This is a genomic window from Streptomyces sp. NPDC005070 (assembly GCF_053600395.1).
The window spans coordinates 17,002-31,188 of sequence record NZ_JBSFZS010000049.1; the positions used below are offsets into that span (position 1 = coordinate 17,002).

At 70.1% G+C, this 14,187-nt stretch carries 9 protein-coding genes; 3 read left to right on the forward strand and 6 right to left on the reverse strand.

Translation table 11 applies throughout. The annotated features are described in order from the left end of the window. Positions 1-2: 2 nt before the first annotated feature. From cydD to hisC, 4 genes are all read right to left on the reverse strand, one after another. Positions 3-3,524, reverse strand: a complete 3,522-nt coding sequence (cydD, locus tag ACWEBX_RS18555; protein WP_451885904.1) for a thiol reductant ABC exporter subunit CydD — start codon at positions 3,522-3,524, stop codon at positions 3-5. A gap of 60 nt (positions 3,525-3,584) precedes the next feature. After that, positions 3,585-4,592, reverse strand: a complete 1,008-nt coding sequence (gene cydB, locus ACWEBX_RS18560) for a cytochrome d ubiquinol oxidase subunit II (RefSeq protein ID WP_451885905.1) — start codon at positions 4,590-4,592, stop codon at positions 3,585-3,587. Positions 4,593-4,612: 20 nt separating this feature from the next. Then, complete coding sequence (locus ACWEBX_RS18565) at positions 4,613-6,121, reverse strand: cytochrome ubiquinol oxidase subunit I (RefSeq protein ID WP_451885906.1); 1,509 nt, start codon at positions 6,119-6,121, stop codon at positions 4,613-4,615. A 227-nt stretch (positions 6,122-6,348) separates the two neighbouring features. Then, on the reverse strand, positions 6,349-7,428 hold the full coding sequence (gene hisC, locus ACWEBX_RS18570) for a histidinol-phosphate transaminase (protein ID WP_451885907.1): 1,080 nt from the start codon (positions 7,426-7,428) through the stop codon (positions 6,349-6,351). A gap of 477 nt (positions 7,429-7,905) precedes the next feature. On the opposite strand from hisC, the gene ACWEBX_RS18575 reads away from it, so the two are divergent. The 3 genes from ACWEBX_RS18575 to ACWEBX_RS18585 all read left to right on the forward strand — a co-directional run bounded on the left by ACWEBX_RS18575 (position 7,906) and on the right by ACWEBX_RS18585 (position 11,401). Then, positions 7,906-9,018, forward strand: coding sequence for a LacI family DNA-binding transcriptional regulator (locus ACWEBX_RS18575; protein ID WP_451885908.1), 1,113 nt, complete (start codon positions 7,906-7,908; stop codon positions 9,016-9,018). Positions 9,019-9,220: 202 nt separating this feature from the next. Then, positions 9,221-10,357: a metallophosphoesterase gene (locus ACWEBX_RS18580; protein ID WP_451885909.1), complete on the forward strand. Its 1,137-nt coding sequence runs from the start codon at positions 9,221-9,223 to the stop codon at positions 10,355-10,357. Between the two features lie 180 nt (positions 10,358-10,537). Continuing rightward, a complete protein-coding gene (locus ACWEBX_RS18585) occupies positions 10,538-11,401 on the forward strand; it encodes a hypothetical protein (RefSeq protein WP_451885910.1) in 864 nt (287 codons plus the stop codon). Positions 11,402-11,575: 174 nt separating this feature from the next. On the opposite strand, the gene ACWEBX_RS18590 is transcribed toward ACWEBX_RS18585, so the two are convergent. Together ACWEBX_RS18590 and ACWEBX_RS18595 are read right to left on the reverse strand one after the other, a co-directional pair. Next, positions 11,576-13,132, reverse strand: a complete 1,557-nt coding sequence (locus tag ACWEBX_RS18590; RefSeq protein ID WP_451885911.1) for a VWA domain-containing protein — start codon at positions 13,130-13,132, stop codon at positions 11,576-11,578. Then, positions 13,129-14,073, reverse strand: a complete 945-nt coding sequence (locus ACWEBX_RS18595) for a LysR family transcriptional regulator (RefSeq protein WP_451885912.1) — start codon at positions 14,071-14,073, stop codon at positions 13,129-13,131. Before ACWEBX_RS18595 ends, ACWEBX_RS18590 begins: the two co-directional genes overlap by 4 nt. Positions 14,074-14,187 lie beyond the last annotated feature (114 nt).

Below are 14,187 nucleotides of genomic sequence, written 5' to 3' on the forward strand. Positions count from 1 at the left end.
GCTCAGCGCGCGACGGCGCTCACCAGCCGGTCCGCGGCGTTCTCCCGTTCCGCCATCTCCCGCAGCGGCCCCTCGACGGCCGACAGCTCGGCGAACGAACCGCGCTGGACCACGCGACCCCGCGCGAGCACGATCACCTCGTCCACGGCGTCGAGTCCGGCCAGCCGATGCGTGATCAGCAGGGTCGTGCGGCCCTCGGTCGCGGCCAGCAGGTCCGCGGTGAGCGCGTCGGCCGTCGGCAGGTCGAGGTGTTCCGCCGGTTCGTCGAGGACGAGCACGGGGAAGTCGGCGAGCAGAGCCCGTGCCAGGGCGAGCCGCTGGCGCTGGCCGCCGGACAGCCGTGCCCCGTGTTCTCCGATCGGGGTGTCGAGCCCGTCGGGCAGCCCGTCCACCCAGTCGAGGAGGCGAGCCCGCGCGAGCGCGTCGCGCAGCGCTGCCTCGGTCGCGTCCTTGCGGGCGAGCAGCAGGTTCTCGCGCACCGTGCTGTCGAAGAGGTGCGCGTCCTGGGCGCACAGCCCGATCAGCCGGCGCACGGTGTCCCCTTCCATGCCGAACGCGTCCGCCCCGGCGAGCGTGAAGGTCCCCGCTTCGGGGTCCAGGAACCGCAGCAGCACCTGCGCGAGCGTCGTCTTGCCGGCTCCGGAGGTGCCGACCACGGCGATCCTGCGCCCCTCTTCGAGGGTCAGGTCGAGCCCGGCCAGCGCGTCCCGGTCCTGGCCCGCGTACCGGGCCCGGAGTCCGGACACCCGGAGCGGGAACGGTGACGCGGGCGCCGGCCACGGCTGTCCGGGCTCGCGTACGGGATCGGGGGCGTCCAGCACCTCGTACACGCGCTCGGCGCTCTTGCGCACCCGCTGCCGGTACTGGACGGCGAGCGGCAGTCCCATGACGGCCTCGAAGGCGGCGAGCGGGGTGAGGACGACGACGGCCATGAGTACGCCGTGCAGACGCCCCGCGGCGACCGCCTGGACGCCGACGAGAGCGGTGGCCGCGACGGTGAGCCCGGAGACGAGTGCCGTGAGTCCGTCGCCGAGGGCCGTCGCGGTGGCGGCCCGGGAGGCGATCCTCGTGAGGACGCCGTCGGCCTGTCGTGCCTGGGTGGTACGGAGGGGCAGCGCGCCCGCGACGGTCAGTTCGGCGGTCCCCGTGAGCAGATCGGCCACCTGGGTGGCCAGCGCCCCGCGGGCGGGAGCCAGCCGTCGTTCGGCGCGGCGCGCGACGGCACCGGTCACCAGGGGGACTCCGGCACCCGCAGCCAGCAGACCGGCGGCGAGAACGGCTCCGGCTTCTGGGAGCAGCCAGGCGGCGAACCCGACCGAGGCGGTGGAGACCAGGACCGCGGCTCCGGCCGGCAGCAGCCAGCGCAGCCAGTAGTCCTGGAGGGCGTCGACGTCGGCGACGAGCCTCGACAGCAGGTCGCCGCGCCGGGTGGTCCGCAGCCCGGCGGGCGCGAGCCGTTCCAGACGCCGGTAGACGGCGACCCGTGTGTCGGCCAGCATCCGCAGCACGGCGTCGTGCGAGACGAGCCGTTCCGCGTACCGGAACACCGCCCGTCCGATGCCGAACGTCCGGGTGGCCGTCACGGCCACCATCAGATAGAAGACGGGCGGCTGCTGGGAGGCCCGTGAGATGAGCCAGCCGGAGGTCGCCATGAGGCCGACGGCGCTCCCGAGCGCGAGGCTGCCGAGGAGCAGCGCGAGCGAGAGCGGACCACGCCGGGGTGCCGCCATCGCCCGGACACGGGCGAGCAAGGCGTCGCGGCCCCGAGGCATCGCGACAGGTCCTTCTGCCAGGGACAGGCTCTCCGGCGCGGTCCCCTGGGGCTCCTGTGTGCGTGGCGGCTTCGAGGAGCCGGAGACGCCGGACTCGGGCGCCGGCCTCGGCGCGCCGACGAGGGGGGCTTCCAGACGGACCACCCGGTCCGCGACGTCCAGGAGGGCCGGCCGGTGCACGACCAGCAGTACGGTCCGCCCCACGGCCAGCCGCCGGACCGCCGCGACGACCTCGGCCTCGGTCGCCCCGTCGAGCGCGGCCGTCGGCTCGTCGAGCAGCAGCACGGGCCGGTCCGCGAGGAACGCCCGCGCGAGTGCCAGGCGTTGGCGCTGGCCGGCCGACAGTCCGGCGCCGTCCTCGCCGAGGACCGTGTCGGCCCCGGCGGGCAGGGCGTCCACGAACTCCGCCGCACCGGCGTCGGCGAGCGCCGTGCGCAGCGCCGCGTCGTCGGCGTCGGGCCGTGCCAGCCGTACGTTCTCGGCGATGGAACCGGCATACAGGTGCGGCCGTTGCGGCACCCACGCGATCCGCGAACGCCACTCGGCGAGGTCGGCGTCGGCGAGATCGGCTCCCCCGGCGCGGACGTGGCCGGCGGTGGGCTCCACGAACCCGAGCAGGACGTTCAACAGGGTCGACTTGCCCACCCCGCTGGAGCCGACGAGGGCGACCGTCTCACCGGGCCCGACGGTGAAGGAGACGTCCGAGACCGCGTCCGTGGAGCGTCCCGGGTAGCGCACGGTCACGCCGTCGAAGACGATCTCCCCCGCGGGCACGTGCCGCGAACCGGAGCTCGGCGCCGGGGTCTCCAGCACCTCGAAGATCGCCTCGGCGGCCGCGAGCCCCTCGGCGGCGGCGTGGTACTGGGCTCCCACCTGCCTGAGCGGCAGATAGGCCTCGGGCGCCAGCACGAGAATGACGAGCCCCACGTACAGATCCATCTCGCCACGGACGAGCCGCATTCCGATGGTCACCGCGACCAGGGCGACCGAGATGGTGGCGAGCAGTTCCAGGGCGAAGGACGACAGGAAGGCGATCCGGAGCGTCCTCATGGTCGCCTGCCGGTACTCGCCGGTGATCTTCCGGATCGACTCGGCCTGCGCCTTGGCCCGGCCGAACACCTTGAGCGTGGGCAGTCCGGCAACCACGTCCAGGAAGTGTCCGGACAGCCGGGACAGCATCCGCCATTGGCGGTCCATATGGCTGCGTGTGGCCCAGCCGATCAGCACCATGAACAGGGGGATGAGCGGCAGGGTGACGACGATGATCGCCGCGGACACCCAGTCCTCGGTGACGATCCGCGCCAGCACGGCGACCGGGACCACCACCGCGAGGCCCAACTGCGGCAGATAGCGCGAGAAGTAGTCGTCGAGCGCGTCGACACCGCGTGTCGCGAGAGCGACCAGGGAGCCCGTTCGCTGGCCGCTGAGCCACCCGGGCCCGAGCGACGCGGCCCGCTCCAGCAGCCGCCCCCTGAGCTCCGACTTGACCGCGGCGCTCGCTCGGTGCGCGGCGAGTTCGGTGAGCCAGGCCACCAACGCGCGCCCGAGCGCCACAGCCGTCAACAAGATCAGGGGGGTGCGCAGTTCGGAGGCGGAGAATCCGTGCTGGAAGGCACCGACCACCACCTCGGCGACAAGCATCGCCTGAGCGATGACCAGAGCCGCTCCGGCGACGCCCAGCCCCACGACCGCGACAAGAAAGCGGCGGGTGGCCCGGGCGTACCGGAGGAGACGCGGATCGATAGGTTTCACGTGAAACACACCTTTGGCCCATCAGGCACGTTTCACGTGAAACATGCCGATCCATCGGATTCAGTGCGATACGTCCACGGCGATGTGGTGCGTGCCGATGCGCTTGCGGAACACCCAGTAGGTCCAGCTCTGGTAGAGCAGGACGATCGGCGTGGCGATCACGGCACACCAGGTCATGATCGTCAGGGTGTAGTGGCTCGACGAGGCGTTGGTGACCGTGAGGCTCCAGTCCTCGTTGAGCGAGGACGGCATGACGTCCGGGAAGAGCGACAGGAAGAGCATGGCGACGGCGGCCACGATAGTGAGCCCCGAGAGGATGAACGCCCACCCCTCACGACCGACGTTGACCATCGCCAGCGCCGCGACCAGGGCGACCACGGCCACGATCAGCGCGGCCAGCGACGCGCCGTCACCGTTGTCGATCTGCGTCCAGATGAGGAAGGCCAGCGCCAGCACGGCTGCCGCCAGGCCGACCCGCAGTGCGAGCTTCCGGGACCGCTCCCGGATGTCTCCGACCGTCTTGAGTCCGACGAACACCGTTCCGTGGAAGGTGAACAAAGTGAGTGTCACCAGACCACCGAGGATCGAGTACACGTTGAGCAGGTCCCAGAAGTTGCCCACGTACTCGAAGTTCCGGTCGATCTTCACTCCGCGCACGATGTTGCCGAAGGCCACACCCCACAGGAATGCCGGGATCAGCGAGGTCCAGAAGATCGCTGTCTCCCAGTTGCGCTGCCAGTGCTCCTCGGGTCGCTTCGCCCGGTACTCGAAGGCGACGCCCCGCACGATCAGACAGACCAGGATGATCAGCAGGGGCAGATAGAAGCCCGAGAAGAGGGTGGCGTACCACTCGGGGAAGGCCGCGAAGGTCGCGCCACCGGCCGTGAGCAGCCACACCTCGTTGCCGTCCCACACCGGGCCGATCGTGTTGATCAGCACCCGCTTCTCGATGCGGTCGCGGGCCAGCAGCTTGGTGAGGATGCCGACTCCGAAGTCGAAGCCCTCCAGGAAGAAGTAACCGATCCAGAGGATCGCGATGAGGACGAACCAGACGTCGTGAAGTTCCATGACTCAGCAGCTCCCTGAGCCTAGTAGGAGAAGGCCATCGGCTTGTCGGCGTCCCTGGAGTCGCCGCCGATCCTGGTGGGCGGGTTGAGGTCGGACTCGGTGAGCTCGGGCGGCCCTGCCTTGACGTACTTCGCGAGCAGCTTGACCTCGATGACGGCGAGGATCGCGTAGATCAGCGAGTAGACGGTCAGGGAGGTGATGACCTCGCCCTGCGAGACGGTGGGGGAGACCCCGTAACGCGTCTGCAGAACGCCGTACACAACCCACGGCTGGCGGCCCATCTCGGTGAAGATCCAGCCCCAGGAGTTGGCGATCAGCGGGAAGGCCAGGGTCCAGATGGCGATGCGCCAGCCCCACTTGGTGAGCTTCGGGCCGAGTGCCTTGTTCTTGAACAGGACCAGATGCGGTGCCTCGTCCTCGCCGGCCCTCAGGTGCTGCGGCAGCATGAACTTCTTGCGGGTCAGCCAGAGTCCGACGATGCCGATCGCGAAGGAGGTCATGCCGAAGCCGATCATCCAGCGGAACGCCCAGAAGGTGACCGGGATGATGGGGCGGTAGTCGCCGGGACCGTACTTCTCCTGCTCGGCCTTGTTCGTGTCGTTGATGCCGGGAACGTATGAGTTGAAGTCGTCGTCGGCGAGGAACGACAGTATCCCGGGGATCGACAGCTCGACGGTGTTGTGACCCTTGCTGACATCTCCGTACGCGAAGATCGAGAAGGGCGCGGAGTCCTGACCGTCCCACAGCGCCTCGGCGGCGGCCATCTTCATCGGCTGCTGCTTGAACATGATCTTGCCGAGGGTGTCGCCGCTGATCGCCGTGAGGAGACCGGCGATGACGACGGTGACGAGGCCGAGGCGCAGCGAGGTCTTCATGACGGCGACGTGCCGCTTGCGGACCAGGTGGATCGCGGCGATGCCCACCATGAACGCGCCGCCGGTCAGAAACGCCGCGGTGAGGGTGTGGAACGCCTGGGCGAGCGCGGTGTTCTGGGTCAGCACATGCCAGAAGTCGGTGAGTTCCGCCCGCCCGCGCGCCTTGTTGATCCGGTAGCCGACCGGGTGCTGCATCCACGAGTTGGCCGCGAGGATGAAGTACGCCGACAGGACGGTACCGATGGAGACCATCCAGATACAGGCGAGGTGGAGCTTCTTCGGGAGTTTGTCCCAGCCGAAGATCCACAGCCCGATGAAGGTGGACTCGAAGAAGAAGGCGATCAGGGCCTCGAAGGCGAGCGGGGCACCGAAGATGTCGCCGACGAAGCGTGAGTAGGCGGACCAGTTCATGCCGAACTGGAACTCCTGGACGATGCCGGTGACGACGCCCATCGCGATGTTGATCAGGAACAGCTTGCCCCAGAACTTGGTGGCGCCCAGGTACTTCGGCTTCTCCGTGCGCACCCAGGCGGTCTGCAGGCCGGCGACGAGCGCGGCGAGCGAGATCGTCAGGGGTACGAAGAAGAAGTGGTAGACGGTGATGATTCCGAACTGCCATCGCGCCATGGTCTCTGGCGCCAAAGCCAATTCCACGTCGTCAGTCTCCTTACGTCGCCGTTGTCACAGCGGCAGTGTGCCCGGTTTGTCGCAGACATCATGGGAGCAACAGGACACGCTTGTGAACGCGTTCACATTCACAAGCAATTATGACGCATGCCCGTTCGACTACGGAGGGGTGGGGGGTCCTTAAGCCGGACCGAAGGGCCCGAACGCGGAGGGGCCCGTACGCGATGATCACGTACGGGCCCCTCCGCGGGTGGCTACAGCCCCTTGTGGAAGCTCTCGGTCGCCTTCAGGAAGATGTCGTTCGCCTCGGTCTCACCGATCGTGACGCGGACGCCCTCGCCCGCGAAGGGACGCACGACGACCCCGGCCTGCTCGCAGTGCGCGGCGAAGTCGAGGGTGCGCTCCCCCAGCCGCAGCCACACGAAGTTGGCCTGCGTCTCGGGCACCGTCCAGCCCTGGCCGCGCAGGGCGTCGACCACCCGGTTGCGCTCGGAGACCAGCGAGCCGACCCGGCCGATCAGTTCGTCCTCGGCCCGCAGGCTCGCCACCGCGGCGTCCTGGGCGAGCTGGCTCACACCGAACGGCACCGCCGTCTTGCGCAGCGCGGCCGCCACCGGATCGTGAGCGATCGCGAAGCCGACCCGGAGTCCGGCCAGCCCGTACGCCTTGGAGAACGTGCGCAGCACACAGACATTGGGCCGGTCACGGTAGATCTCCACGCCGTCCGGCACCTCGCGGTCACGGATGAACTCGCGGTACGCCTCGTCCAGAACGACCAGCACATCACTCGGCACCCGGTCCAGGAACCGCTCCAGCTCGGCCCGGCGGACCACCGTGCCGGTCGGGTTGTTCGGGTTGCAGACGAAAATCAGCCGCGTCCGGTCGGTGATCGCGTCGGCCATCGCGTCCAGGTCGTGCACCTCGCCCGGCGTCAGCGGCACCCGCACCGAGGTCGCCCCGCTGATCTGCGTGATGATCGGGTACGCCTCGAAGGACCGCCAGGCGTAGATGACCTCGTCACCGGGACCGCTCGTGGACTGCAGCAGCGACTGCGCGACACCGACCGAGCCGGTACCGGTCGCCAGGTGCGAGACGGGGACGCCGAAACGGTCCGCCAGCTCGTTCATCAGACCCGTGCACGCCATGTCCGGGTAGCGGTTGAACGAACCGGCCGCCGCGGTCAGGCTCTCGACCACGCCCGGCAGCGGCGGATACGGGTTCTCGTTGGAGGACAGCTTGTACGCCACGGCGCCGCCGGCGGCGGCGGGTTTGCCGGGCTTGTACGTGGGGATACCCGCCAGCTCCGCACGCAGCTTGGGGTTCGTGTCGCTCACCGCAGTCCTCCTCGTGACCACCAGCGGCTCATGACCACCACCGGCTACCAATACTTCTCACCTTATGAGGATTCCGCGCCGCTGCGAATGGCCTGTGGACAACCCGACACCGCCGCGTACCCCGCCGGGTGATCATCCGCGGACGCCGGTGACGTCCGGTCCGGGCGTCACCGTCGCACACTCGGCGGTCCTCCTCGTACGAAGTCGTACGAAAAGGGGGCGCGTCGACGGCCAGCACATGCGCCGGTGGCTCGCGCCGTGGCGCGCATCCCTCGTACAGGTGAGTTGAGACCTCTTCGAAACATGGCCCGCTTGGCAGGCTCGCGCGCGCCGACAAGTCACGTATCGGGATGGGATTGCTCAACTACCTTCGCTTCAAAGGGAGTTAGCGCATTTCGATCATGCAGAAACGTGCCTGTCAACGCGTGCATATGCGTCCGCGCTACCCCACCGTATGAGCCCTAATATCGGCTCGCCATGACAGCAGCAGGGAAGCACCAGGTGAGCCGGGCGGAGACCTCCCGCCGAGGCGGTCGGCCGGGCCGGGCGGGCATCAGAGACGTGGCCGCGGCAGCAGGGGTCTCCATCACAACCGTGTCCGACGCCCTCAACGGCAAGGGACGGCTCCCGGACGCCACCCGACGCCATGTCCGCGAAGTCGCCGACCGGCTGGGGTATCGCCCCTCGGCCGCGGCCCGAACCCTCCGTACCGGCAAGTCGGGCCTGATCGGCCTGACCGTCACCACGTACGGGGATGAACCTTTCACCTTCACCGAGTTCGCGTATTTCGCCGAGATGGCCAGAGCCGCCACCTCGGCCGCGCTCGCCCGGGGATACGCCCTGGTCATCCTCCCGGCGACCTCCCGCCACGACGTGTGGTCGAACGTCGCCCTGGACGGAACCGTGGTCATCGACCCGTCCGACCAGGATCCGGTCGTCAGCGAGCTGGTCCGCCAGGGGCTGCCCGTCGTCTCCGACGGGCGGCCCGTGGGATCGCTCCCGGTCACCGCCTGGGTGGACAACGACCACGAGGCCGCGGTCCTCGGCATCCTCGACCACCTGGCCGACGCCGGCGCCCGCCGTATCGGCCTCCTCACCGGCACCACCACGGACACGTACACCCGCCTCTCCACCACCGCGTACCTGCGTTGGTGCGAGCGTGTGGGCCAGGATCCGGTGTACGAGGCCTATCCGGCGCACGATCCGTGCGCCGGAGCGGTGGCCGCCGACCGGCTCCTCGCCCGGCCCGACCGGCCGGACGCCGTCTACGGCCTCTTCGACCCGAACGGCACCGACCTGCTGGCGGCCGCCCGCCGCTACGGTCTGCGCGTACCCGACGACCTGCTTCTGGTGTGCTGCAGCGAGTCGACGGTCTACGCCAGTACCGAGCCGCCCGTCACGACGCTGTCCCTCAAACCGCGCAGAATCGGCACGGCGGTCGTCCAGTTACTGATCGACGCCATCGAAGGGGTCGAATCGGACCAACCGGTCGAGCAGGTGATACCCACGGAGCTGATCGTGCGGACCTCGTCGCAGCGGCGGCCGCCCCGGACGACCGTCAGTCCGCCCCGATCACCCGAGCAGGGCTGAGGCACGATCCGAATTGGGCGGGGCGAGCCCCGCCCAATTCGGGCGAAAACCGCGGTGAACTGGGCTCCTGTTCCGATTCACCACCCCTGGGTCATCACATGGCGCGATCCGCATTCCTATGATGGGCGGACGACACCGCGGGCCGCTGCGACCAGGCAGTCCGAACCGGTGCAGATGCGGCGCGATGGTGGTGGAGGGGTCGATGACTCAGGGGGCCGGTCAGGGACCCGAGGTGGTGCGGACGGCGACGTTGCGCGACTTCCGGGTACCCGGGTACGTCCACGAGACCGGTCCGTATGCGCAGAACACGCCTCACGGCGAGGGCGCCGGACCCATGACTGCGCGGTACGCGTCGGGAGAGTCCTCCCCGTACGCGTCCGGGGAGGCTCCGCCGGAGTTCCCGGGAGAGTTCTCCGAGGGGTACACGCCCACGCAGCGCGATCTGCCGGTCATCAACCGCGGCGACACCCAGCAGGTCGTCGTCGACCCCTCCGGCGCGCCCGCCCCGGCACCCGGAGCCGGACCCGGCCCGCTGTACGTCGTCGGGGACGTGCACGGCTACCTCGACCAGCTCGTCGCCGCGCTCCAGGCCAAGGGCCTCGTCGACGCCGCCGGCAACTGGTCGGCCGGCACCTCGCGCCTGTGGTTCCTCGGCGACTTCACCGACCGCGGCCCCGACGGCATCGGCGTGATCGACCTCGTGATGCGGCTGTCCGCCGAGGCGGCCGCGGCCGGCGGCTACTGCAAGGCGCTCATGGGCAACCACGAGCTGCTGCTGCTCGGCGCCAAGCGGTTCGGCGACACCCCGGTGAGCTCCGGCGCCGGCACCGCCACCTTCCAGGCCGCCTGGCTCCTCAACGGCGGCCAGAAGACGGACATGGACCGCCTCCAGGACCACCACCTGCAGTGGATGGCCCGCCTCGACGCCATGGAACTGGTCGACGGACACCTTCTGGTGCACTCCGACACCACCGCCTACCTCGACTACGGCGACTCCATCGAAGCGGTCAACGACACCGTCCGCGAAACCCTCACCCGCAACGACGCCGAGGACTGCTGGGACCTCTTCCGCAAGTTCACCCGGCGCTTCGCCTTCCGCGACGAGGGCGCCGAGGCGGTCCGTGAACTGCTCGGCGCATACGGCGGCACCCGCATCGTCCACGGCCACAGCCCCATTCCCTACCTCCTGGGCGAGGTGGGACCGGAGGACGGCGAGGCCGGAGCGGGTCCCGTCATCGAAGGACCGCACGTCTACGCCGACGGGCTGGCCATCGCGATGGACGGTGGAGTGACCATGGCCGGAAAGCTGCTGGTCCAACAACTTCCGCTGGATATCTGAGCGTTCACCGGGCAGGCGTCCGGCCGACGGACCACTCCGGACAGGGGCCAATTTCTGGAAACCCCCTGTCACGGCCTGCCGTCGCCGCTCTACCATCGGCTTATCCGTAGCAGGCTCCCCTCCGTTTCTGCCCAACGGCTCGTCAGCGTGCGAGCCACCAGCCCTACGGAGCATCGGGGGATGCAGATGAACAGCGTTCCGCAGCACCTGCTGAGCGAGGACCGCCAGGAATACGAGCGGATCCTCGATGAGGCGCTGCGCTCCGCACCACACCGCCCGGAACTCGCCGCTGCCGGCCAGCGGCTCAACCTCGAACAACTGCGCACCATGGCACTCAACGCCACGGCCCTCATCACGACGGCCGCGTCGGACGAGTACGCGCACTACGTGAAGGTCCGCAGCGAACTGCGCCGCCCGGTGCGGTCCGCCCCGGCCGTGAGCGAGGAAGCCGGCTCCACGGAGCCGGGCACGACCGCGATGGGGCTCGCCGCCACGGTGGGGGAGGTCACCGAGACCGCCGGGGCCGGTGCCGTCGCCGTCGTCGCGGTGCTCGCCCCCGTCCTCGCCGGGACAGCCGCGGCCATATTCCTGCTCGTGGGCTACGTCCTGAGGATGCTCGATCCCGAGCCGACCATCGCCAGGACCCTTCTGACCACCGGATGGGTCTTCGGCGCGGTCACGGCGGCCGCCATTCTGGTCGCCGCGGCCGGACTGCTGCTGACCGCCCTGCGCAACAGTTCGTCCTCCCTCCATGCGGGAGCGGGTGACGAGCTGACCGGACAGGTCGCCCGGGCCAAGGAGGCCTGGCGTGACGCCCTGCTGGAGCGCGGCATCATGCCGTTCCTCCGGGAAGCCCTGGCGGACCCGGGCTCGGCGGCACTGGGCCGCCCCGCACCGGCCCCCAGCCGCATACCCCACCTCGGGTACGGCCGGCCGGGGTTCAGCAGTCCCGACGGCGGACCCGCGGCGGGCCCGCGCCCGAGCTTCTCCAGCCCGGACTTCACCAGCCCGGACTTCGGAGGACCGGAACACCAGCCCGAGTGACCCGGCCGGCCGACGGCCGGGTCCGAGGCAGGAGAGGGCTCGCGCGAGTGCGCGGGCCCTCACACCCTTGTCGGTGCGGCTCTTTCCGGCCACCGGTACGGGCGGGGCTCCTACGGCTGCCCCGGGACGTGTCGACGGCGTCCCGCGGGCTCCTCCGCCGTCCTTCGGGCTGTCTCAGACGATGCCCAGCCGACGCGCCTCCTTCATCCACGACGGGAACTCGGACAGCAGCCGGTCGTAGAGCTCCGGATCCGGTACGTCGCTGATGTCGTCGACCGCGAAGAAGCCCACGTTGTCGACGCGCCGGCCCGGCAGGGTGTCGAACCTCTCCAGAACGCCGTAGTTGGAGCGCCCCAGTCCGACGAACTGCCAGAAGACCGGCTCTTCCACAGCCTCCCGCAGCTCCGTCTCGATCTCCTTGTTGCGGTAGACGCCGCCGTCGGAGAAGAAGAGCACCAGCGTGGGATCGGCGGCGGGGTGCTCGCGGACGAACGCCCGGACTTCGGCGATCACCTTCTGCTCCTCGTTCTGGATGCCCACCGCCCGCATGTCCACCTGGCCCGGCAGCAGGCCCTTCTTCGGCTTCTTCCGCCGGAACAGGGTCAGTTCACCGACCCGGACATGCTGCTCAAGCCACTCCGGCAGATCGCCCAGGGCGAGGTCCGGCAGCCGGGCCGGGTTCGACGCGAAGGTCCACGCCTGCATCTCCCCGTCGTCGTCCAACTGGGCCGCCACCGCAGCCATCCGCTCCACGACGTCGGCCACGACGCCCTTGGAGTACAGGAACGACATCGAGCCGGAGGCATCCAGGACCAGGATGACGCGGGCTCTGACGCCCACGGCCCCGTGCTTGCGCAGACTGACCGCCACCTGCTCCTTGCGCAGGGAGAGCCGCTTGCGCATGTCCACGGGCAACCGCTCCTCTCCCTTGACGAGACGAGGAGCCGAGCCGGAACCCGGGGCCGGGGGCGCCTGGGGCACCGGGGGCGCCGACGGGACGGGCGCGGCCGGGGGCACGGGGGCCGGCGGGGCCGCGGGGGCCTGTGCGGGTGCCGGTGCCGACGGAGGCGGCGGGGGGACGGGCGCGGTCGTGGGCGCCGGGACCGGCGGCAGGGTCGTTGCCGACGGGAGCCCCGGTGCCGGTGAGGCGGTTCCTGGGGCCGCGCTCCTCGGGTCCGTGCTCCCGGAAGCGCCCGGCTCCTCGTCCACACTGATCCCGAAGTCCGTGGCCAGGCCCGCGAGTCCGGAGGCATACCCCTGGCCCACCGCGCGGAACTTCCACAGCCCGCCCCGCAGATACAGCTCGCCTCCGATGAAGGCGGTCTCCGTCGTCGCCTCCATCTCGAAGAAGGCCAGCTCCTCGCCGGTTCCGGCGTCGAGCAGCCTCAGCTTCAGACCCGACAGCTCGCCGAAGGTGCCCCCGTCGGCCGAGGCGCCCAGGACCACCCGCTGGATCTCCGGCTCCAGGGCGCGCAGATCCACCTCGACGGTGTCCGTCGTCCCGTCGCCCTCCCGCCGCTTGCCCGAGTGGCGCACGGCGCCCGAGGCATGCCGGGGCTGGTTGTAGAAGACGAAGTCACCGTCGTCGCGCACCCGCCCGTCCGCCCGCAGCAGCAGGGCCGAGGCATCGGCGTCGGGGGCGCCGGGGCCTCCCGACCAGCCGAGTACGACCCGCACCTCCTGCGCGGCAACGGGAAGGTTGGCACCCTTGCTCATCGATGTCGGTGTCATGCGCCCAGTCTCCCTGGAGAAGCCGTCGGTGGATCCGGCCGAGACGCCCGCGCGCGAGAAGAGCCGGCCGCGTCCGACGCGGCCCGGACGAACTCACGCAAGCGCTCGGTGGTGTTGCTCTCCCTCCACACCAGTCCCCGTTCGATCGGCCGGGCGTCGTGAAGAGGTACGTAGGCGATGTCGGGCCGGGGGTAGTACTGCCGCGAGTGCTCCCCGACCGGGAGGACGCCCCGGCCCATCGCGACCAGGGTCAGCATCTCGGAGAACGAACCGCCGACCGGGCCCTTCGGAACGGGTCTGCCCGAAGGGGTGTGGTCCGGTGTGCGGTCCCGCTTGAACGCCGCCGAGGTCACCGCGGGGTACTGCACCACGGGGTGTTCCGCGAGCGCCTCCAGAGACAGCCGTTCCTCGCCGGCCAGCGGATGACCGGCCGCGACCGCCAGGACCCTCTCTTCCCTCAGCAGGGCGGGTCCGCAGGCCATTCCGTCGAAGGGGAACGAGGCGAGCAGCACGTCGATCGAACCGTCCAGCAGACTCGCACGGGAGTTGGAGAGCTGGACCTCCCGCACGTCGACCCGGCAGTCCGGGTGACGCTCACCGAACAGGGCGACCGCTCTGAGGAGAGCGGGCGCCGTCCACTCACCGAGGAAGGCGACCCGTAGCTCTCCGGTGATCCCCCTGCTTGCGTCGGCCGCCCTTCGCAGCGCGGATTCGATCCCGGCGACCAGGGGCGTCAGGTCGTCCGCGAGCTGCCGGCCGATCGGGGTGAGCCGGACCGAACGGCTGGTGCGTTCGAACAGCAGGCCGCCGACTCTGCGCTCCAGCGTCTTGATCACCTGACTGACCCGCCCGGTGGTGATCAGCAGCCGCTCGGCGGTCCGGCCGAAGTGCAGTTCCTCGGCCAGCGTCAGAAAGGTCTCGCTCTCCAGTCGCTCCAGCATGAACCCCCCAGCGTTAAATCTGGCTCAACGGTCGTGCAGCGATCATGCCTTGATGGCGTCCGTCCCGCAGCGGATCGTAGAAGGCGTCCACCCGGCCGCGAGCGGGAGCCGGAC